Source organism: Streptomyces sp. NBC_01717, from assembly GCF_036248255.1.
Classification (GTDB): Bacteria; Actinomycetota; Actinomycetes; order Streptomycetales; family Streptomycetaceae; genus Streptomyces.
This window is the reverse complement of sequence record NZ_CP109178.1, coordinates 7,520,092-7,540,248: the sequence shown is the minus strand read 5'-3', so window position 1 is coordinate 7,540,248 and position 20,157 is coordinate 7,520,092. Positions and strand designations below refer to the sequence as shown.

Sequence of the window (20,157 nt, the reverse complement as noted above, 5' to 3'; positions counted from 1 at the left end):
TCCCCTCCTGGCCGATGTGATCAACACCGGCTCCACGACGGGAGAACGTAGCAGTCCGACAACCTGAATTGATCTGCTCACATCAAATCGGCCGGACTGCGACCGAAACTAATCCCTGAGCCCTTCGAGAGCACGTTCACCGGCTGCTCTCATCTCACGCAGCGGTGCGGGAACACAGCCCGTCATGAGTTCGACCTGAAGCACGGCCTGATGCACCAGGAGGTCCATGCCCCCGAGGACCGTTCCTCGACCCGGCCACGCAGAGGACAGAGCCGTCGGCCAGGGCTCGTACAGAACGTCGAACAAGACACCGGCAGTGCCCGGAACGGCGCCCGCCAGCTCATCCGTGGCACCCGCCGGAGTCGTAGCGATCACCAACTCGGCATCAAAGGCCCGAACGGCCAGGCTCCATTCCAGAGTGCGCACCTCGACACCGAGCCTCTCGCCCCAGCCTCGCATCTCCGCAGCACGGGTGGCACTGCGTACGTAGGCGGTGACAGGACCGGTACAGACGTGGGAAAGCGCCGCCAGTGCGGATGAGGCGGTAGCCCCCGCACCGAGGATCGACGCGGATTCCACCTGGTCCACGCCGCGTTCCCGCAAGGCCGCGATCATCCCTGGAATATCGGTGTTGTCGCCGATCCGTCGACCGTCCTCCGTGAAGACGACCGTGTTGACGGCCTCCACCGACGACGCGGTCTCGCTGACGGAGTCCAGCAGGGGGATGATCGCGCGCTTGAGCGGCATGGTCAGTGAAAGACCGGCCCACGTGGAGTCGAGCCCCTGGACGAACCCGGGGAGCGCGGCCTCGTCGATCTCGAAGCGATCGTACGACCAGTGGTCGAGACCCAGTTCCGCGTACGCGGCCCGGTGCAGGACCGGGGAGAGCGAGTGGGCGATGGGCGAGCCGAGGACGGCCGCCCGTCGGATGGTGCTCACTGACCCGACTTCTCCTGTTCGTACTTCTTGCGATTGCGCTCGTGCTCTTCGTTGGTGACCGCGAACACGGTCTTGTCCGCGGTCACGGACACGAAGTAGTACCAAGGCCCGGGAGTGGGCTTGATCGCCGAGTGAAGCGCCGCTTCGCCGGGGTTGTTGATGGGACCCGGCGGCAGCCCGTGGACGTAGTACGTGTTGTACGGGTCCTTGAACTTCCGCAGGTCCGCCACCGGGCCCGTGTCCAGGGTGCTCTGGGCCTTGGCGTAGTTCACGGTGGAGTCGAAGTCCAGCAGTCCGTAGGTCTCGGTGTTGTTGGGCTTGAGCCGGTTGTAGACGACCCGGGCGACCTTGTCGAAGTCGTGCTTGTACTTGCCCTCGGCCTGAACGAGGCTGGCGACCGTGATCAGCTGCCAGGGGTTCTTGAGGCCCAGCTTCTTGGCGTTCGACTCCAGGTCGACCTTGCCGTACTCCTGGTTGGCCCGGGAGACCATCTTCTTGAGGACGGCCTCGGGCTTCATCTCCTTGGTGACCGGGTAGGCCGCGGGATAGAGGAAGCCCTCCAGCCGGTCGTCGACGACCGGGTCGTCATCGGCCCAGTCCGGCAGCCCGAGATCGCCGACGTTCTTCTTGGCTACGTCTTTGGTGGTGCCGGCCTTGAGGCCGAGCTTCGTGTCAACCATCTTGTAGACGTTCCTGTTGGTCGTGCCCTCAGGAATGATCAGCAGATTCTGGCTCTTAGGGTCGAGCATCATCTTCACGGCCTCGGCCGCGGACATGTGCTCCTTGAGGACATAGACGCCGGCCTGGATCGATTTCCCCTTGGGGTTCTCGGTCTGCGCCGCGACGAAGGCGTCGACGCTCTTGACGACGCCCTTCTCCTTCAGGATGTTGCCGATCTCGTTGCCGAGGGCGAGCTTCGGGATCTCCACCTCGACGCTGCCGGAGCCCTGGCCCGAGTAGTCGGGTGCGGGGCCGAATTGTTCCTGCCAGTACGTGTAGCCGAAGTAGGCCGCGCCGCCGAGACCGCCGGCGAGGACCAGGGAGACGACGAGGCAGGCGCAGCCGTTGCGGCTCTTCTTCTTGCCCTTGCCGCGGCGTTCGCTGTCGCCGCCTCTGCGCGACTCACGCGGGTCGTCGTCGTACTCGTCATCGTCGTCACGGGGGCGCCGGACATCGCGGTCGTCGTCGACGCCCGTGAAGAAGGGGTGCGTCTCCTCCTCGGGCTCGTCCGGGTCCCAGTCGGGGTTACGCGGTGGGGCCTGTTCGGGCGCGGCCTCACGCCGGCCCGGGGGCTGCGGCGGCGGGTACGCCTCGGGAGTGCCGTAGGGGTCGTGCGATGCGCCGTAGCCACCCTGCCGGTTCCCGTACGCGTCCTGCGCCTGGCCGTCGTAGGGCGGCATCGCCGCGGGCTGCTGACCGGTGTCCCAGCCACCGTTGTACTGCTGGTGCTGCGGAGCCTGCTGGGCATACGGGTCATGCGGCTGCTGCTGCGGCTGCTGCTGCCCATACGGGTCCTGGGCGTAAGGGTCGTGCTGCTGCGGCTGCCGCTGCTGCGCATACGGGTCCTGCGCGTACGGGTCCTGAGGCGAGCCGTACTGCTGGTGCTGCTGATGCTGGGGGTACATCTGCTGCGGCTGCTGGGCGTAGGGGTCCTGCGGATAGGACTGCTGCGGGCCGCCGTACTGGCTCTGGCCGTGGGCAGCCTGCTGGCCGTCCCATCCCTGGTCCCCATAGAGGGGATCCTCGGGATGCCACGGTTCGGAGCCAGGGCCCCGGCCATACTCAGTCATCGATCCCCTAGAGCCGCGAGACGAACTTCCGCCTCTTTGCTGTGCGGTGTTTGTTCGAACACCGCCGCATCGCGCGGAACGTTACCGTATCGCGATCAGACAACCACTTCGACGCCTTCGCCCGGAGCTTTACCTGACGCCCGCTCCGACTCCAGAGCGTTCTGGAGGATCACCACAGCGGCAGCCTGATCGATGACAGACCGGCCCTTCTTGGACTTCACACCCGAGGCGCGCAGTCCCTGACTCGCGGTCACTGTGGTCATCCTCTCGTCCACCAATCGCACCGGAATGGGTGCGGCCGAGCGGGCGACCTCCTGGGCGAACAGCCGGACCTTGGCCGCGGCGGGCCCTTCACCGCCACCCAGGGATCTGGGCAGACCGATGATGATCTCGATGGGCTCGTACTCCTCGACGATCTGCCCCAGCCGCCGGTGGGCGGCCGGGACGTCGCGTCCCGGCACGGTTTCCACCGGCGTGGCGAGGATCCCGTCGGGGTCGCACGAGGCGACCCCGATCCGGGCGTCCCCGACGTCGATCGCGAGGCGACGTCCACGGCGCATCTGGGTCACTTCCGCCGTCACGCCGTCTCGGTGACGAGGCGTTCGACAGCGGCGACGGCCTCGCCGATGGCGGCGGGGTTCTGGCCGCCGCCCTGGGCGACGTCCGGCTTGCCGCCGCCACCGCCGCCGAGGGTCTTGGCAGCCGTACGGACCAGGTCACCGGCCTTGAGGCCACGCTCGCGGGCGGCCTCGTTGGTGGCGATGACGGTGAGCGGGCGGCCGTTGGCCGTGGTGAACAGCGCCACGACGGCCGGGCGGCCGCCCTGGATGCGGCCCCGGACGTCGAGGACCAGCCTGCGCAGGTCGTCGGCGGACGTCCCGTCCGGCACCTGTCCGGTGACCAGGGCGACACCGCGTACGTCCTTGGCGGAGTCGGCGAGTCCGCCGGCGGCCTGGAGAACCTTCTCCGCGCGGAACTTCTCGATCTCCTTCTCGGCGTCCTTGAGCTTGCCGAGCATGGCGGAGACCTTCTCAGGAAGCTCCTCGGGGCGGCCCTTGACCAGCTCCTGGAGCTGGGCGACGACCGTGTGCTCCTTGGCCAGGAAGTTGTACGCGTCGACGCCGACGAGGGCCTCGATACGGCGCACGCCGGAGCCGATGGACGACTCGCCGAGCAGCTTCACCAGACCCAGCTGAGCGGTGTTGTGGACGTGCGTACCGCCGCAGAGCTCCTTGGAGAAGTCGCCGATGGTGACGACCCGGACCCGCTCGCCGTACTTCTCGCCGAACTCGGCGATGGCGCCCTGCTTCTTGGCCTCGTCGATCGACATGACCTCGGCCTGGACGTCGAGCTCCCGGGAGAGGACCTCGTTGATCTTCTGCTCCACGTCGGTCAGGACCGTGCCGGGGACGGCGGCGGGGGAACCGAAGTCGAAGCGGAAGCGGCCCGGCGAGTTCTCCGAACCGGCCTGGGCGGCCGTCGGGCCGAGGGCGTCACGGAGCGCCTGGTGCGTGAGGTGCGTGGCGCTGTGGGCGCGGGCGATGGCGCGGCGGCGGGTGGTGTCGATCGCGGCGTAGGCGGTGGCGCCGACCGTCACCTCGCCGACCTGGACCGTGCCCTTGTGCACGGAGACGCCCGGGACCGGCTGCTGGACGTCGCGCACCTGGATGACGGCGCCGGTGTCGAGCCGGATCCGGCCCTGGTCGGCGAGCTGGCCGCCGCCCTCGGCGTAGAACGGCGTGCGGTCGAGGACGACCTCGACCTCGTCGCCCTCGGTGGCGGCGGGCGAGGAGATCCCGTCGACGAGGAGGCCGACGATCGTCGACTCGCCCTCGGTGGAGGTGTAGCCGGTGAACTCGGTGGAGCCCGACTTGTCGGCCACCTCGCGGTAGGCGGACAGGTCGGCGTGACCGGTCTTCTTGGCCTTGGCGTCGGCCTTGGCACGGTCCCGCTGCTCCTTCATCAGGCGGCGGAAGCCGTCCTCGTCCACGGCGAGGCCCTGTTCGGCGGCCATCTCCAGGGTGAGGTCGATCGGGAAGCCCCAGGTGTCGTGGAGCAGGAACGCCTTGTCGCCGGCGAGGACCTTGCCGCCGGCGGCCTTGGTCTCGGTGACGGCGGTGTCGAGGATGTTGGTGCCGCCCTTGAGCGCCTTCAGGAAGGCGGCCTCTTCGGCGAGCGCGACGGTCTCGATGCGCTTGCGGTCGGTGATCAGCTCCGGGTACTGCTGACCCATCGACTTGATGACCGTGTCGACGAGCTCGGCGACGACCGGCCCGGTGGCGCCGAGGAGACGCATGTTGCGGACGGCGCGGCGCATGATGCGGCGCAGGACGTAGCCGCGGCCCTCGTTGCCGGGGGTGACACCGTCGCCGATGAGCATGACGGATGTACGCATGTGGTCGGTGACGACCCGGAGCGAGACGTCGGAGGTGTGGTTCTCGCCGTAGCGCACCCCGGTCAGCTCGGTGGCCTTCTCGATGACGGCCATCGAGGTGTCGATCTCGTACAGGTTCTGCACGTCCTGCAGGATCATCGCGAGGCGCTCGAGGCCGAGGCCGGTGTCGATGTTCTTGGACGGCAGGTCACCGAGGATCGGGAAGTCCTCCTTGCCGTCGCCGGCGCCCCGCTCGTACTGCATGAAGACCAGGTTCCAGATCTCCACGTAGCGCTCGTCGTTGACGGCCGGGCCGCCCTCGACACCGAATTCGGGGCCGCGGTCGTAGTTGATCTCGGAGCAGGGGCCGCACGGGCCGGGGACGCCCATGGACCAGAAGTTGTCCTTCTTGCCCAGACGCTGGATGCGTTCGGCCGGGACGCCGATCTTGTCGCGCCAGATCTGCTCGGCCTCGTCGTCGTCGAGGTAGACCGTGATCCACAGTCGCTCGGGGTCGAGACCGAAGCCGCCGTCCGCCACGGAGGTGGTGAGAGCCTCCCAGGCGTAGCTGATGGCGCCTTCCTTGAAGTAGTCGCCGAACGAGAAGTTCCCGCACATCTGGAAGAAGGTGCCGTGCCGGGTGGTCTTGCCGACCTCTTCGATGTCGGGCGTACGCACGCACTTCTGCACGCTGGTGACGCGCGGGGCGGGCGGCTTGACCTCGCCGAGGAAGTACGGCTTGAAGGGGACCATGCCCGCGGGGACCAGCAGCAGAGTCGGGTCGTCCGCGATGAGCGACGCCGAAGGCACGACGGTGTGCCCGCGCTCCTCGAAGAAGCTCAGCCAGCGGCGACGAATTTCAGCCGACTCCATCAGTGGTCCTCATTCCGGTTGTACGAGTTGTCGTTGTACGAGTTGTAGGGGAGCTTGCGGTGGGCGGTGGCGTCTGCGGCCGGGGCGGGCTCGGCCGCCTCGACCGCGAAATGACGCTGTACCGGGAGCTCGGGGTCGATCGGTGCCTGCAGGCCCAGCGCCTCCCCCAGCTCGGCCTCGCGCCGGACCATGCCGTCGCGGACGTCCAGGGCGAAGTCCTTGAGCTTGTGACCTCCCTCGATCGCCTTGTCGGCGGCACGCGCCGCCAGGCTCTCGGGGGTCAGTTGCTTGAGCTTCCGGTTGACCTTGGTGGTGGCCCAGACACCGGCGGCTGCGCCGGCGGTGAACCAGAACGTACGGCGGAACATCGCTGCGTCAGTCCTTCGATCCGCGGGAGCTTCTGCCGCCGCGCTTCTTGGCCCTCGCGGACGGCACCGTACGGCCGACGATCACCGTGCGACGCGGCGCCCGGCGGGCCGGTTCGGCTTCCGAGGAGGTCCGGCGGCCGATGGCCTGCCGCACTCCGTAGCCGAACGCGGCCACCTTGACCAGTGGTCCGCCGAAGGTCGATGCGACGGTGGTGGAGAGCGCCGAGGCGTTGGAGGTGACCTCCTGGACGTCCGTCGCGATCGCGTCGACCTTGTCGAGCTGGGTCTGCGCGGAGCGCACCGTCGCGGAGGCGTCGGCGAGCAGCGGAACGGCCTGTTCGGTCACTTCCGCCACGAGCTTGGTGGTTGCCCTGAGCGTCTGGGCCAGCCTCACCAGGACGACGGCGAGGAACGAGACCAGGATCGCCCAGAAGACGGCCACCAGGATCCCGGCCACCTCTCCACCGGACACGTTGCACCGCTCCCTGGCTTGTCGAATCGTCGTCTCCCGACCCTATCGCGCCGGGGGGCGCGCCCCCTACCGCATTGGGGATGGGGGGATCGGGAGTTGCACAAAGGAGATTGTACGGAGAGCTGCCGGGCCAGTACTCTGCGTGTTCATGCGACGCTCCCAGCGCCCCTCCCCGGACGACTCCCCCGACGCTCCGAGCCCGGGCACCACGGCCCGTGGCAATCTCCCGGCGGAACTGAACCGATTCGTGGGACGTGACGAGGAGCTGGCCGACCTGGGCCGTCTGCTGACGGAATCGAGACTGGTCACCGTGGTCGGGGTGGGTGGCGTGGGGAAGACCCGATGTGCCGTCCGGGCTGCGGCTCTCCTGGAGAAACGGTACTGCGACGGGGTCCGGCTGGTGGAGCTGTCCGCCGTCCACGACCCCGGGCTGCTGGAACATGCCGTGATCGATGCGCTGGGACTCACCGATCACACCGGTCGCCCGCCCCGCACGACACTTCTCGAACATCTCACCGGACGCCGGCTCCTGCTGGTCATCGACGGCTTCGAGCATCTTGTCGACGCCTGCGCCGAGTTGGTGTGCGCGCTGCTGCGCAGGGCCCCGCAGCTGCGGGTGCTGGCCGCCGGACGGCGGCCCCTGGAGCTGGACGGTGAGGTCACCTATCCGCTAGCGCCGATGGCCGAAGAGGACGCGATGACGCTGTTCGCGGAACGGGCCGCGGCGGTGTGCCCGGGGTTCCGGCTGACGGAGGACAACCGCGGATCGGCGCGGGAGCTGTGCCGTCGGCTGGACGGGATCCCGCTCGCGCTGGAACTGGCCGCCGGACGGCTTCGCGCCCTGTCCACGGAACAGGTGCTGCAGCGCCTGGACGACCGCTTCCGGCTGCTGACCGGTGCCAGCCGCAGCGCGCAGGCACGCCACCAGACGCTCCGTACGGCCATCGGCTGGAGCCATGAGCTGTGCGCCCCGGAGCAGCGGCTGTTGTGGGCGCGGCTGTCGGTATTCGCCGGGCAGTTCGATCTGGAGGCCGTCGAGTACATCTGCAGCAGCCCCGAGCTGCCGGCCGAGTCGGTGCTCGATGTGCTGACGGGGCTGCTGGCGCAGTCCGTGGTGCTGCGCGAGGACTCGGCGGTGGGCACCCGCTACCGGATGCTGGACACGGTGCGCGAGTACGGCGCCGAGTGGCTGGCCGCCACCGGCGACACGGACCGGTTACGACGGCGCCACCGGGACTGGTTCCTGGGGCTCGCCACCTGGTGCGAGCTCGACTGGTTCAGCCCACGGCAGGGCGAGGTCGCGGCCCGGGCCGAGAGCGAACTGCCCAATCTGCGCCAGGCGATGGAGTGTTCGCTGGAGTGCCCGGACGAGGCCCATCTCGCGCAGTACCTGGCGGGCACGCTCTGGTTCCTCTGGGTCGGCTGCGGGCGCCTCTCGGAGGGGCGGCACTGGCTGAACCACGTACTGGAGGAGGAGACGCCGTACGAACCCTCCCGGCTCAAGGCGCTGTGGGTGCTCGGGTATGTGGCCGTGCTGCAGGGGGACGCGGTCGGTGCGATCTCCGCGTTGCACGAGTGCCGGGAGGAGGCGGACCGGACCGGTGACGCGACGGCCCAGGCCTACGCGGTGCACCGCACGGGATGTCTGGCCCTCGTCACGGACGACATGGTCCGCGCGGAGGAACTGTTGCAGGACGCCCTGAGGCGCTACCGGGACCTCGGCGAGTTGAACAGCAATGTGCTGATGGCCCAGATCGAACTGGCGATGGCGGTCGGGTTCCGCGGGGACCTGGAGGCCGCTGCGGAGATCTGCCAGGAGGTCAGGGAGGTCTGCGAGGACCGCGGGGAGCGGTGGGCACTCTCCTACGCGCTCTTCGTGCTGGCCTACGCGCAGCTGCAGCAGGGGCGGCCGGAGTGCGCCCGGGAACTGCTCCGGGAGTCCCTGGCGATCGGCCACACCTTCCATGACCTGCTCGGGTCCGTCCTTGCCATGGAACTGCTGGCACTGGTCACGGCGGTCGAGGGGGATGCGGCGGAGGCAGCGGTGCTGCAGGGGGCCGCCGAGCGGATCTGGCCGTCGGTGGGGCTGCCGCTGTTCGGTTCGGCGTACTACGGCAGGCCCCGGGCGGAGTGCGAGCGGCTGGCACGGCGGGAGCTGGGCGACGCACGGTACGAATCGGGTCGGCGGGCGGGTGCACAGCTGGATCCGGACGCGGCGGTGGCACGGGCGCTGGCGTGCCGGCCCGTGGACCGTCCCGGCGTGAAGGCACAGCGGCGTGGTCCCGTACCGGCCCCGGACGGCAGAACGCGGAAGCCCGCCGCCTCCCCGGCTTCGGGGAGGGGCGGGCCTGAGCGCTGGTGAGAGCGGCTACGCCTGGATCAGCGGGCGTAGTACTCGACGACGAGCTGCTCGTCGCAGATCACCGGGATCTCCTTGCGGTTCGGGTCCCGGTCCAGGCGGAAGGCCAGGGCCTTCAGGTTCACCTGCAGGTAGCGCGGGGTCTCGCCGTCGGGGGCGTAACCACCCTCGCGGGCCACCTGGAAGGGGTGCTTGTCGCGGCTGCGCTCGCGGACCATCACGATGTTGTCGGGACGGACGCGGAAGGACGGCTTGTCGACCTTGCGGCCGTCGACCTCGATGTGGCCGTGGACGACCATCTGGCGGGCCTGGTAGATCGTGCGGGCGATGCCCGAACGCAGGACCAGCGCGTCGAGACGGCGCTCGAGCTCGACGACGAGCGCCTCGCCCGTCTTGCCCTCGGCCTTCTTGGCGCGGTCGTAGGCGCGCGCCATCTGGCGCTCGCTGATGTCGTACTGGGCGCGCAGACGCTGCTTCTCGAGCAGACGGACCTTGTAGTCCGAGTTCTGCTTGCGGCCACGGCCGTGCTCGCCCGGCGGGTAGGGGCGGGCCTCGAAGTACTTGACGGCCTTCGGCGTCAGGGCGATGCCGAGCGCACGAGACTTCTTGACCTTGGGACGCGACTGATTAGGCACGTTCTCCAGACCTCCGTTGTGGGTTAGGTTAGGCTCACCTTACTCAAGGAGATCGCATGTCTCGCCCTGGGAACACCACACACGTCACGGACAGCACTGACAGCGTCGACGCCATCGAGGGCGTCGATACGACGGAGGACCGATCAGATCGTGGTCAGCCGCGTCCCAGCGGGCTTGAAAACACTCGGATGCCGTCAGCAGCCGAGCGCACACGAACTCTCGTACAGAGTACCTGTTCGGCGGTACTGCTCATCCCCGGGCTGACCACAGCCGGTTTCGACCAGCTGGTGCCGCTGGACCGCAGCGTAGGCCCCGAGGGCGATCTGTTCCTCGAGTTTCCCGCCGATTCCCCGGCCGTACGGGCCGCCACGCGCGCCCAGGACGACGAACTGACCGCCGTGTTGGAGATCACGGACGTCGCACCGGTCTCCGTACCGCACCGCATCCGTGGCCGCGGCTGGATCTCCGGATGGCTCACCTCCGTACCGGGCATGGCCGGGCCCGGACGGATGATGCTGCGGCTGGAGACCGGTGAGGCGTACGTCGACGATCTGTGGGGCGCCCAGGACGTCGAACCGGAGGAATTCCGGGACGCCGCCGCCGACCCGCTCGTCGCCCACGAGGCGGAGCTGCTGCAGCATCTGCACGCGGCGCACGGCGAACAGGTGGCGCTGCTGTGCGGGCTGCTGGGAGAGCGGGCGGACGGCAGCTGCGCGGCCCACCGGCCCTCGGTCGTGCCGGTCGCGCTCGACCGGCACGGGCTGCGGGTGCGCTTCTGCGAGGCCGACGGGCGGTGCTTCGACGCACGCTTCGAATTCCCCGAGCCGGTGCGCGACGTCACCGGACTGCGCCACGCGATGCACACACTGTTCGAAGCGGCCGCACGCTGAACGGGTGCCCCACCGTCCGGAGGAGGAGCGTCAGGCGTCCGTCGCGTCGTCGGAACCACCGCGGCCCAGCCGCTCGCGGACCCGGTCCACCACATCCGCATAGCGCGCCTCGGCGCCGTACCGGGTGGGCCGGTAGTAGCGCTTGTCGGCCACCGCGTCCGGGGCGTACTGCTGCGCCGCGATCCCGCCGGGGACATCGTGCGGATAGACGTAGCCCTGCGCATGGCCCAGTTTGGCGGCCCCCTTGTAGTGGCCGTCGCGCAGATGCGCCGGGACCGGGCCCGCCAGGCCGTTGCGCACATCCTCCTGGGCGGCGGAGATCGCCAGCGTCGCCGCATTGGACTTGGGGGCGAGCGCCAGCGCGATCGTGGCGTGGCTGAGGGTGAGCGCCGCCTCCGGGAAGCCGATCATGGCGACGGCCTGGGCGGCGGCGACCGCTGTGGGCAGCGCCGTCGGGTCGGCGAGGCCGATGTCCTCACTGGCGGAGATCATCAGCCGCCGGGCGATGAACCGCGGGTCCTCCCCCGCCTCGATCATCCGGGCCAGGTAGTGCAGCGCCGCGTCCACGTCGGAGCCGCGGATCGACTTGATCAGGGCACTCGCCACGTCGTAGTGCTGGTCGCCGTCCCGGTCGTACTTCACGGCCGCCCGGTCGACGGTCGCCTCGACCGTCTGGAGGGTGACCTCCTTCTCCTGCATGGCGAGCGCCGCACCGGCCGCGGCCTCCAGCGCCGTCAGCGCGCGGCGCGCGTCACCGCCCGCGATGCGCAGCAGATGGGCCTCGGCGTCCTCGGGCAGTGTGACCGCCCCGCCGAGGCCGTGCTCGGCGGTCAGGGCGCGGCGCATCAGGGCGCGCAGATCGTCGTCGGTGAGCGATTCGAGGGTCAGGAGCAGCGAGCGCGACAGAAGCGGCGAGATGATCGAGAAGTACGGATTCTCGGTCGTCGCAGCGATGAGCGTCACCCAGCGGTTCTCCACCGCCGGCAGCAGTGAGTCCTGCTGGGCCTTGGAGAAGCGGTGGATCTCGTCGAGGAAGAGGACGGTCTCCTTGCCGTAGCCGCCGGTGGCGCGGCGGGCGCTCTCGATGACGGCCCGTACTTCCTTGACCCCCGCGGTGATCGCGGAGAGCTCGACGAAGCGCTTGTTGGTGGCCTTGCTGACCACGTACGCCAGAGTCGTCTTGCCGATGCCGGGCGGGCCCCAGAGGATCACCGACGACGGGCCGGCAGGCCCGCCGCCCCCTTCGCCGACGAGGCGGCGCAGCGGCGAGCCCGGCTTCAGCAGATGCTGCTGGCCGACGACCTCGTCGAGGATACGAGGGCGCATCCGGACAGCGAGGGGGCTGCTGGACGGGTCCTTCTCCTGGCGGTCTTCGGCGGCTGCGGTAAAGAGGTCGGGCTCCACGTTTTGAAGCCTATGTCACGGCACTGACAGCCCGGCCGGGCCGGTGCCCGCTCCCGGCGCGGACGGTCAGCTGGTCCAGAAGTCCCACCAGCGGGTCAGGATCAACATGCCGATGATGCCCACCCAGAGGACCGGCGGCACCCAGTGGAACTCCGTCAGTCCGTTGCGCAGCCAGTTCGGCGCGGGCACGATCCGGTGCTTGATGTTGTGCGTGGTGACGTAGCAGAACATGAAGATCGTCGCGACCCAGGCCAGGCAGCACCACAGGCAGAGCGAGTTGATGTTGTACAGCGACTGGTACTGCAGCCAGGTGCAGAAGCCGACGCCGAACAGTGTGCCCGCGTTGAGGCCGAGCCAGTACCAGCCGCGGAAACGGGCGCCGGCGAGCAGGGCCAGCCCGATGCCGATGACGACGGAGTAGGTGGCGAGTCCCAGCATCGGGTTCGGGAACCCGAAGGCGGACGCCTGCTCGCTCTTCATGATGTTGCCGCACGAGACCACGGGGTTGAGGCTGCAGCCCGGGGTGAAGCTGGGGTCCTCGAGCAGCTTGAACTTGTCGATCGTGATCACCCAGGCGGCGAGGAGACCGGCGGCGCCCGTGATCACCAGCAGCAGTGCGAACGCGCGACTGCCGCCGATGGTCCGCTTCCGGCCGTCCTCGTCCTGGTCCGAGGAGGGATGGTCAACCGCTGCAGTCGTCATATCGCCGTTCCATCAGTGAGTGGCCTGCTGGGCATGGTCATTGTGCCGCACCACCTCATCTGCCATCCGTTCGATGGGCATAAAGGCGTACGGAGGGACGCACTCACGGGCGGCAGGGGACGCGCGGCTCTCGTGAGCCACTCCACGCCATGACCGAACCGGTGGCGGCCGTACGGGGCCTGCCCAGGCATTACGGACGGCGGGCAGCCACGTCGGAGCGCCGCCCCCGGCTTCCACCGTGGACCGCCGTGTTTCTCGCCGGCCAGGATGAACCGGCTCCCGCGGAGTTGACGGCACGGGGGCTGTAAACGCACTGTGCCCGCCCGGCGGACCGGGCGGGCACAGTCGGAGACAGTGGATCAGGCCAGCTTCTGCTGGACCTCGGCGACCAGCGCGTCGAGCGCGACCGCCTGCTGCTCACCCGACTCCATGTCCTTCAGCTGGACCACGCCGTCGGCGAGATCACGTTCGCCCGCGACGACGGTGAAGCGGGCGCCGGACCGGTTGGCGCTCTTCATCGCGCCCTTGAGACCGCGGCCGCCGAACGCGAAGTCGGCGGCGACGCCCGCTCGGCGCAACTCCGTCACCTTGGCGAACAGCACCCGGCGGGCCTCCTCGCCGAGCGGCACCGCGAAGACGCTGGTGGACGAGGGCAGTTCGAGCTCGATGCCCTCGGCCTCCAGCGCGAGCACCGTACGGTCCACGCCCAGCGCCCAGCCGACCGACGGGAGCGCCGGGCCGCCGATCATCTCGGACAGGCCGTCGTAGCGGCCGCCGCCGCCGACCGCCGACTGCGAGCCGAGTCCGTCGTGGACGAACTCGAAGGTGGTGCGGGTGTAGTAGTCGAGGCCGCGGACGAGCTTCTCGTCGTCCTCGTACACCACACCCGCCGCGGTCAGCAGATCGCGGACCTCCTCGTGGTACGCCTTGCATGCGTCGCACAGGTAGTCGCGCAGGACCGGTGCGCCGACCAGCTGCTTCTGCACCTCGGGGCGCTTGTCGTCGAGGACCCGCAGCGGATTGAGGTCGATGCGGCGGCGGGTGTCTTCGTCCAGGTCGAGCTCGCGCAGGAACTCCTGGAGCGCGTCCCGGTAGACGGGACGGCACTCCTTGTCGCCCAGCGAGTTCAGCAGGATCCGGAAATTCTGCAGGCCCAGCGTGCGGTACGCCTGGTCGGCCAGGATGATCAGCTCGGCGTCCAGTGCCGGGTCCTCGGCACCGATCGCCTCGGCACCGACCTGCGAGAAGTGCCGGTAGCGGCCCTTCTGCGGGCGCTCGTAGCGGTAGTACGAGCCGGAGTACCAGAGCTTGACGGGCAGGTTGCCGAGCTTGTGGAGGTTGGCCTCCAGTGCGGCACGCAGCACGGACGCGGTGCCCTCGGGGCGCAGCGCCAGCTCGGAGCCGCCCTTGGTGGTGAGGGTGTACATCTCCTTGCTCACGATGTCGGTGGACTCACCGACTCCACGCGAGAAGAGCGCGACGTCCTCGAAGCCGGGCGTCTCGATGTACCCGTAGCCGGAGTTCTTCAGCGGTGCGGAGAGCGCCTCGCGCACCGCGAGGTACTTCGCGGAGTCGGGCGGGGTCAGGTCGTACGTGCCCTTGGGGGCCTTGAAGGTGCTCACGGTTCTAACTCTCGTCACATTCCTCGTCGGGGCGCGGCCAGCCCGTGCAGATACGGGTTCGAGGCGCGCTCGCGGCCGATGGTCGTCTGGGGGCCGTGGCCGGACAGCACCACGGTCGAGTCGTCGAGCGGCAGGCACACACGGGCCAGCGACTCGAGCAGCTCGGCGTGGTCGCCGCCAGGCAGGTCGGTGCGTCCGACGGAGCCGGCGAAGAGCAGGTCGCCCGAGAAGAGGACCTGGGGAACATCCGCGGCCTCGGGCATCCTGAACGTCACCGACCCCCTGGTATGACCGGGCGCATGCGCGACACCGAACTCCAGACCGGCCAGCAACAGCTGGGCACCGTCGCTCAGCTCCTTGACGTCGTCCGGCTCCCCCACCGTCAGCTCGCCCATGAGCGGCATCCCGATGGAGCGGCCGAGGGCCTTCTCCGGGTCGCTCATCATGTACCGGTCCTCGGGGTGGATCCAGGCAGGGACATCGTGCGCGCCGCACACCGGGACGACCGAGGCGACATGGTCGATGTGCCCGTGGGTGAGCACTACGGCGACCGGCTTCAGCCGATGCTTCTTCAGCGCGTCCTCGACTCCCTGGGTGGCCTGGTGGCCCGGGTCGATGATCACGCACTCCTCACCGGCGGCGGGGGCGACCACATAGCAATTGGTCCCCCAGGCCCCGGCGGGGAACCCGGCAATGAGCACGATCGTCCTTAATGGTCGTCCGACGGAGGGGTGCGGCCGACTGCGGCTGAGAAGGTCGCGGCAGTTCAGAGCCTACCGGCGCTCCTCATTCCACAGCTAACCCATATACGGTACGGGGCAACCCAGGCCCGATCACACGACGTACAAGGAGATCACCCGGTGGTCAGCAGCGATCAGCGGCGGCGGCAGCTCGCCAGGGAGAAGTTCGAGCGGCAGCAGCAGCGCCGGGAGGAGGCCCGCCGCAAAACCAGGCGACTCACCGTCGTCATCGCGTCCGCGCTGGCCGTGGTGGCGGTCGTCGGAGTCACCGCGTTCGTCTCCCTCGGCGGCGACGACAAGGACAAGAAGGACGCGGCGTCGAGCACCAGCCCGTCCCCCTCACCCTCGGCGAGCGAGAGCAGTGCGCCCGAGCCGGCGATGAAGATCGACAAGAAGTCGAAGTACACGTTGTCGCTCAAGACGAACCAGGGCGACATCGCGTTCACGATGGACGCGGCGAAGACCCCGCACACGACGAACTCGTTCAAGTCCCTCGCGGACAAGGGGTTCTTCGACGGCACGAAGTGTCACCGGCTCACCACACAGGGCATTTTCGTCCTGCAGTGCGGTGATCCCAAGGGTGACGGCACGGGCGGCCCGGGCTACACGATCCCGGACGAGAACCTGACCGCGCTGGGCAAGGCGGGCAAGGACGGCACGGTGACATACCCGGCGGGCACGGTGGCGATGGCCAACACCGGTCAGCCGCACACCGGCGGCAGCCAGTTCTTCCTGGTGTACAAGGACAGCAAACTGCCGCCCACCTACACGCCGTTCGGCACGATGGACGCCGCCTCGCTCAAGGCCGTGAAGGCGGTCGGGACCGCCGGTGTCACCGGTGGCGCGGCCGACGGTGCCCCGAAGAAGGCCGTCACCATCTCGAAGGCGGCCGTCGACAAGGCCTGACCCCGACCGGGGCGGCCGGCCCGGCGAGCCCGGTCCGGCCGTCGTGGTGCGGGCCGAAGAATTCGGCCGCGCTGAGTGCGGACAGCCGGGCGGCCGGTCGCCTAGATTGGCGTTGTGCAGGGCGGGCGCGCAGCCCGCCCCAGGAAACTGTGGACGATGCCAGGGGGGCGAACCCCCTCACAGGCATCAGGTGGAGGAGGCGCTGTGAGCAGCGACCCGTGGGGCCGCGTCGACGAGACGGGCACCGTGTACGTGCGTACAGCCGATGGCGAGCAGGTGGTCGGATCGTGGCAGGCCGGCTCACCCGAGGAGGCTCTGGCCTACTTCGAGCGCAAGTACGAGGGCATCGTGGTCGAGATCGGCCTCCTCGAACGGCGGGTGAAGACCACCGACCTGTCGGCGAAGGACGCAACGACCGCCATCGAGCATCTGCGTCAGCAGGTCGACGAGCATCATGCGGTCGGTGACCTCGACGCGTTGCGCAAGCGCCTGGACGCGCTGGTCGCGACGGTCGATTCCCGCCGCGAGGAGCGCAAGGTCCAGAAGGCGAAGCAGACCGACGAGGCGAAGCACGCCAAGGAGGCGCTGGTCGTCGAGGCCGAGGAGCTGGCGCAGAGCGAGCAGTGGCGCTCCGCGGGCGAGCGGCTGCGGGCGCTCGTCGACACGTGGAAGGGCCTGCCGCGGCTCGACCGCAAGTCGGACGACGAGCTGTGGCACCGCTTCTCGCACGCGCGCTCGGCGTTCTCCAAGCGCCGTAAGGCGCACTTCGCCTCGCTGGACGCCCAGCGCGAGGAGGCCCGCAAGGCCAAGGAGAAGCTGGTCGTCGAGGCCGAGGCGCTGTCCGGTTCCACCGACTGGGGTACGACGGCCGCGCGCTACCGCGATCTGATGACGGAGTGGAAGGCGGCGGGCCGCGCCCAGCGCGAGGCGGAGGACGATCTGTGGAACCGCTTCCGCGGTGCGCAGGACGTCTTCTTCGCCGCCCGCGGCGAGGTCTTCGCCGAGCGGGACGCGGAGCAGGGCGAGAACCTCAAGCTGAAGGAGGAGCTCGCGGTCGAGGCCGAGAAGCTGGTGCCGGTGAAGGACCTGAAGGCGGCGAGGGCCGCGTTCCGTGCCATCAACGAGCGCTGGGAAGCCATCGGCCATGTCCCGCGTGACGCCCGCCCGAAGATCGAGGGGCGGATGCAGGCGGTGGAGCGGGCGCTCCAGGAGGCCGAGGAGTCCGAGTGGCGCCGGACGAACCCGGAGGCGCGTGCGCGCGCCGAGGGTCTGACCGGTCAGCTGCAGGCTGCCGTGGACAAGCTGCGTACGCAGATCGACACGGCGCGCGCCGCGGGCAACAACGCCCGGGCCGACAAGCTGGCCCGTGAGCTGGAGGGCCGCCAGGCACTCCTGGACCAGGCGCTGAAGGGCCTGGAGGAGTTCGGCGGCTGAACAACACCGCACACAAGGAAGGGGCTCCCGTACGTGACGTACGGGAGCCCCTTCCTTGTGTGCGGTGCGAGGTGCGCTTACGGCCTGCGGGCCGAGGTCACGCGGTAGACGTCGTAGACGCCCTCCACGCCCCGTACGGCCTTCAGGACGTGTCCGAGGTGCTTCGGGTCGCCCATCTCGAAGGTGAAGCGCGAGGTGGCCACCCGGTCCCGCGAGGTCTGCACGGCCGCGGACAGGATGTTGACGTGCTGGTCGGACAGGACACGCGTGACGTCCGAGAGCAGCCGCGACCGGTCCAGCGCCTCGACCTGGATGGCGACCAGGAAGACCGAGGACTGGGTGGGTGCCCATTCGACCTCGAGGATCCGCTCCGGCTGCTGCGACAGCGAGTCGACGTTGACGCAGTCGGCGCGGTGCACGGAGACGCCGCTGCCGCGGGTGACGAAGCCGATGATCGGGTCACCGGGGACGGGTGTACAGCAGCGGGCCAGTTTGACCCAGACGTCCTCGACACCCTTGACGACCACACCCGGGTCGGTGTTGGAGCGGCGCTTGTGGCGGCTGCGGGACGGCGGCGAGCTCTCCGCGAGATCCTCGTTGGCGGCGTCCTCACCGCCGAGCGCCTGCACCAGCTTCTGTACGACGCCCGCCGCCGCGACATGACCCTCGCCGATCGCCGCATACAGCGACGAGATGTCGGGGTAGCGCATCTCGTGGGCGAGCGTGACCAGCGAGTCGCCGGTCAGGATCCGCTGGATCGGCAGGTTCTGCTTGCGCATGGCTCGCGCGATGGAGTCCTTGCCCTGCTCGATCGCCTCGTCGCGGCGCTCCTTGGAGAACCAGGCGCGGATCTTGTTCCGGGCGCGCGGCGACTTGACGAAGCCGAGCCAGTCCCGGGACGGTCCCGCGCCGGCCGCCTTGGAGGTGAAGACCTCCACCAGGTCGCCGTTGTCGAGGGTCGATTCGAGCGGTACGAGCCGCCCGTTGACACGTGCTCCTATCGTCCGGTGGCCGACCTCCGTGTGCACGGCGTACGCGAAGTCGACCGGTGTCGCACCCGCGGGGAGCGCTATGACGTCGCCCTTCGGCGTGAAGACGAAGACCTCGTTGCGCGAGAGGTCGAAGCGCAGCGAGTCCAGGAACTCGCTGGGGTCCTCGGTCTCCTTCTGCCAGTCCAGGAGCTGGCGCAGCCACGCCATGTCGTTGACGGTGTCCTGGCCACGACCGGTGTTCTTCGGTACGTCGGTACGGACCTTGGAGGCGCCCGCCACGGCCTCCTGCTTGTACTTCCAGTGCGCGGCGATGCCGTACTCGGCGCGACGGTGCATGTCGAAGGTGCGGATCTGCAGCTCGACGGGCTTGCCGCTGGGACCGATCACCGTGGTGTGCAGCGACTGGTACATGTTGAACTTGGGCATCGCGATGTAGTCCTTGAACCGGCCGGGGACCGGATTCCATCGCGCGTGCACGGTGCCGAGTGCCGCATAACAGTCGCGAACGGTGTCGACGAGGACGCGGATGCCCACCAGGTCGTAGATCTCGGCGAAGTCCCGGCCCCGCACGATCATCTTCTGGTAGACGCTGTAGTAGTGCTTCGGGCGTCCCGTGACGGTGGCCTTGATCCGGGCGGCGCGCAGGTCGGCCTGGACCTCGTCGGTCACTATGGCGAGGTACTCGTCACGCTTGGGCGCCCGCTCGGCGACGAGACGGACGATCTCGTCGTACATCTTCGGGTAGAGGATCGCGAAGGCGAGGTCCTCCAGTTCCCACTTGATGGTGTTCATGCCCAGGCGGTGTGCCAGGGGCGCGTAGATCTCCAGCGTCTCGCGGGCCTTCTTCTCCTGCTTCTCCCGCTTGAGATAGCGCATGGTGCGCATGTTGTGCAGCCGGTCGGCGAGCTTGATGACGAGGACCCGGGGGTCCTTGGCCATGGCGACGACCATCTTGCGTACGGTCTCGGCCTGTGCGGCCTCGCCGAACTTGACCTTGTCGAGCTTGGTCACACCGTCGACGAGCAGCGCGACCTGGTCGCCGAAGTCGCGGCGCAGCGTGTCGAGGCCGTACTCGGTGTCCTCGACCGTGTCGTGCAGCAGGCCGGCCATCAGCGTCGCCGGGTCCATGCCGAGTTCGGCGAGGATCGTCGTGACGGCGAGCGGGTGTGTGATGTACGGGTCGCCGCTCTTGCGCTTCTGGCCGCGGTGCCAGCGCTCGGCGACCTGGTAGGCGCGCTCGATCTGACGCAGCGTGGACGTCTCGATCTTGGGGTCGTTGCTGCGGACGGCACGCAGCAGCGGTTCGAGAACCGGGTTGTACGGGCTGGAGCGCTGCACGCCGAGCCGGGCGAGCCTGGCCCGTACCCGGTTGGAGGAGCCGCCGGAACGAGCCACGGAGCCGGCCGGTGCCACAGGCTTGACGGCGGGCTTGGCCGGGGGCTTCGGAGCTGTCGGCGCCGGCGAGGCCGGGGCCGGCCGGTCGGCGGACCCGTTCGCCTTGATGGGCGCCTGCGCCGGGCTGCGCACGGGTTCGGGGGCCGGGGGCTTCGGCTTCTCCTTCGCCGCGGGCTGCTTCTTCTCGGGCGTGGCTGGGACCGCCGCGGGCTTGTCGGGCTGCGGGGCGGCGACTGGCTGGGCCTCGTCTGGCAAGAGCGCT

General features: G+C 69.2%; 16 protein-coding genes. 4 read left to right on the top strand and 12 right to left on the bottom strand.

The window, feature by feature from the left end; genetic code table 11:
- Window positions 1-108: 108 nt before the first annotated feature.
- The 6 genes from OHB49_RS34155 to OHB49_RS34130 all read right to left on the bottom strand — a co-directional run bounded on the left by OHB49_RS34155 (window position 109) and on the right by OHB49_RS34130 (window position 6,801).
- Window positions 109-939 carry a shikimate dehydrogenase gene (locus OHB49_RS34155; protein ID WP_329164781.1) on the bottom strand — a complete coding sequence of 277 codons (831 nt, stop codon included), beginning with the start codon at window positions 937-939 and terminating at the stop codon, window positions 109-111.
- A complete protein-coding gene (gene mltG, locus OHB49_RS34150; protein WP_329164780.1) occupies window positions 936-2,729 on the bottom strand; it encodes an endolytic transglycosylase MltG in 1,794 nt (597 codons plus the stop codon). Before mltG ends, OHB49_RS34155 begins: the two co-directional genes overlap by 4 nt.
- Window positions 2,730-2,824: 95 nt before the next feature.
- Window positions 2,825-3,289, bottom strand: a complete 465-nt coding sequence (gene ruvX, locus OHB49_RS34145; RefSeq protein ID WP_030918871.1) for a Holliday junction resolvase RuvX — start codon at window positions 3,287-3,289, stop codon at window positions 2,825-2,827.
- A 17-nt stretch (window positions 3,290-3,306) separates the two neighbouring features.
- Complete coding sequence (gene alaS, locus OHB49_RS34140; protein ID WP_329164779.1) at window positions 3,307-5,976, bottom strand: alanine--tRNA ligase; 2,670 nt, start codon at window positions 5,974-5,976, stop codon at window positions 3,307-3,309.
- Window positions 5,976-6,344 carry a DUF6167 family protein gene (locus OHB49_RS34135; protein WP_329164778.1) on the bottom strand — a complete coding sequence of 123 codons (369 nt, stop codon included), beginning with the start codon at window positions 6,342-6,344 and terminating at the stop codon, window positions 5,976-5,978. The genes alaS and OHB49_RS34135 overlap by 1 nt, the downstream gene beginning before the upstream one ends.
- Before the next feature lie 7 nt (window positions 6,345-6,351).
- Window positions 6,352-6,801 (bottom strand): DUF948 domain-containing protein, encoded by a 450-nt coding sequence (locus OHB49_RS34130; RefSeq protein WP_030968755.1) that lies wholly within the window; start codon window positions 6,799-6,801, stop codon window positions 6,352-6,354.
- A 163-nt stretch (window positions 6,802-6,964) separates the two neighbouring features.
- On the opposite strand from OHB49_RS34130, the gene OHB49_RS34125 reads away from it, so the two are divergent.
- On the top strand, window positions 6,965-9,178 hold the full coding sequence (locus tag OHB49_RS34125; RefSeq protein WP_329164777.1) for an ATP-binding protein: 2,214 nt from the start codon (window positions 6,965-6,967) through the stop codon (window positions 9,176-9,178).
- Between the two features lie 17 nt (window positions 9,179-9,195).
- Here the strand turns inward: OHB49_RS34125 and rpsD are convergent, their stop codons facing one another.
- Window positions 9,196-9,810, bottom strand: coding sequence for a 30S ribosomal protein S4 (rpsD, locus tag OHB49_RS34120; RefSeq protein WP_030918857.1), 615 nt, complete (start codon window positions 9,808-9,810; stop codon window positions 9,196-9,198).
- Window positions 9,811-9,998: 188 nt separating this feature from the next.
- Between rpsD and OHB49_RS34115 the strand changes: the two genes are divergently transcribed.
- Window positions 9,999-10,700, top strand: coding sequence for a DUF2470 domain-containing protein (locus tag OHB49_RS34115; RefSeq protein ID WP_030968751.1), 702 nt, complete (start codon window positions 9,999-10,001; stop codon window positions 10,698-10,700).
- Between the two features lie 30 nt (window positions 10,701-10,730).
- On the opposite strand, the gene OHB49_RS34110 is transcribed toward OHB49_RS34115, so the two are convergent.
- The 4 genes from OHB49_RS34110 to OHB49_RS34095 all read right to left on the bottom strand — a co-directional run bounded on the left by OHB49_RS34110 (window position 10,731) and on the right by OHB49_RS34095 (window position 15,129).
- Window positions 10,731-12,104, bottom strand: coding sequence for a replication-associated recombination protein A (locus OHB49_RS34110; RefSeq protein ID WP_030968749.1), 1,374 nt, complete (start codon window positions 12,102-12,104; stop codon window positions 10,731-10,733).
- Between the two features lie 66 nt (window positions 12,105-12,170).
- Window positions 12,171-12,806 (bottom strand): vitamin K epoxide reductase family protein, encoded by a 636-nt coding sequence (locus OHB49_RS34105; protein WP_329164775.1) that lies wholly within the window; start codon window positions 12,804-12,806, stop codon window positions 12,171-12,173.
- 359 nt (window positions 12,807-13,165) lie between these two features.
- Window positions 13,166-14,428, bottom strand: coding sequence for a histidine--tRNA ligase (gene hisS, locus OHB49_RS34100; RefSeq protein WP_329164774.1), 1,263 nt, complete (start codon window positions 14,426-14,428; stop codon window positions 13,166-13,168).
- Window positions 14,429-14,442: 14 nt separating this feature from the next.
- Window positions 14,443-15,129: an MBL fold metallo-hydrolase gene (locus OHB49_RS34095; protein ID WP_327123876.1), complete on the bottom strand. Its 687-nt coding sequence runs from the start codon at window positions 15,127-15,129 to the stop codon at window positions 14,443-14,445.
- Between the two features lie 159 nt (window positions 15,130-15,288).
- Between OHB49_RS34095 and OHB49_RS34090 the strand changes: the two genes are divergently transcribed.
- Both OHB49_RS34090 and OHB49_RS34085 read left to right on the top strand, forming a co-directional pair.
- On the top strand, window positions 15,289-16,074 hold the full coding sequence (locus OHB49_RS34090; protein ID WP_030968742.1) for a peptidylprolyl isomerase: 786 nt from the start codon (window positions 15,289-15,291) through the stop codon (window positions 16,072-16,074).
- A gap of 204 nt (window positions 16,075-16,278) precedes the next feature.
- The gene (locus OHB49_RS34085; RefSeq protein WP_329164772.1) at window positions 16,279-17,508 is read left to right on the top strand and encodes a DUF349 domain-containing protein; all 1,230 of its coding nucleotides are present in this window, start codon (window positions 16,279-16,281) and stop codon (window positions 17,506-17,508) included.
- 77 nt (window positions 17,509-17,585) lie between these two features.
- On the opposite strand, the gene OHB49_RS34080 is transcribed toward OHB49_RS34085, so the two are convergent.
- Window positions 17,586-20,027, bottom strand: a complete 2,442-nt coding sequence (locus OHB49_RS34080) for a RelA/SpoT family protein (protein WP_392757770.1) — start codon at window positions 20,025-20,027, stop codon at window positions 17,586-17,588.
- Window positions 20,028-20,157: the final 130 nt, after the last annotated feature.

What these genes read in the sequence shown, in the direction of transcription:
- alaS (WP_329164779.1), bottom strand. Translation starts at nt 5,976, where the DNA reads ATGGAGTCGGCTGAAATTCGTCGCCGCTGGCTGAGCTTCTTCGAGGAG.
- ruvX (WP_030918871.1), bottom strand. Translation starts at nt 3,289, where the DNA reads ATGCGCCGTGGACGTCGCCTCGCGATCGACGTCGGGGACGCCCGGATC.
- OHB49_RS34115 (WP_030968751.1), top strand. Translation starts at nt 9,999, where the DNA reads ATGCCGTCAGCAGCCGAGCGCACACGAACTCTCGTACAGAGTACCTGT.
- mltG (WP_329164780.1), bottom strand. Translation starts at nt 2,729, where the DNA reads ATGACTGAGTATGGCCGGGGCCCTGGCTCCGAACCGTGGCATCCCGAG.
- OHB49_RS34105 (WP_329164775.1), bottom strand. Translation starts at nt 12,806, where the DNA reads ATGACGACTGCAGCGGTTGACCATCCCTCCTCGGACCAGGACGAGGAC.
- OHB49_RS34135 (WP_329164778.1), bottom strand. Translation starts at nt 6,344, where the DNA reads ATGTTCCGCCGTACGTTCTGGTTCACCGCCGGCGCAGCCGCCGGTGTC.
- OHB49_RS34125 (WP_329164777.1), top strand. Translation starts at nt 6,965, where the DNA reads ATGCGACGCTCCCAGCGCCCCTCCCCGGACGACTCCCCCGACGCTCCG.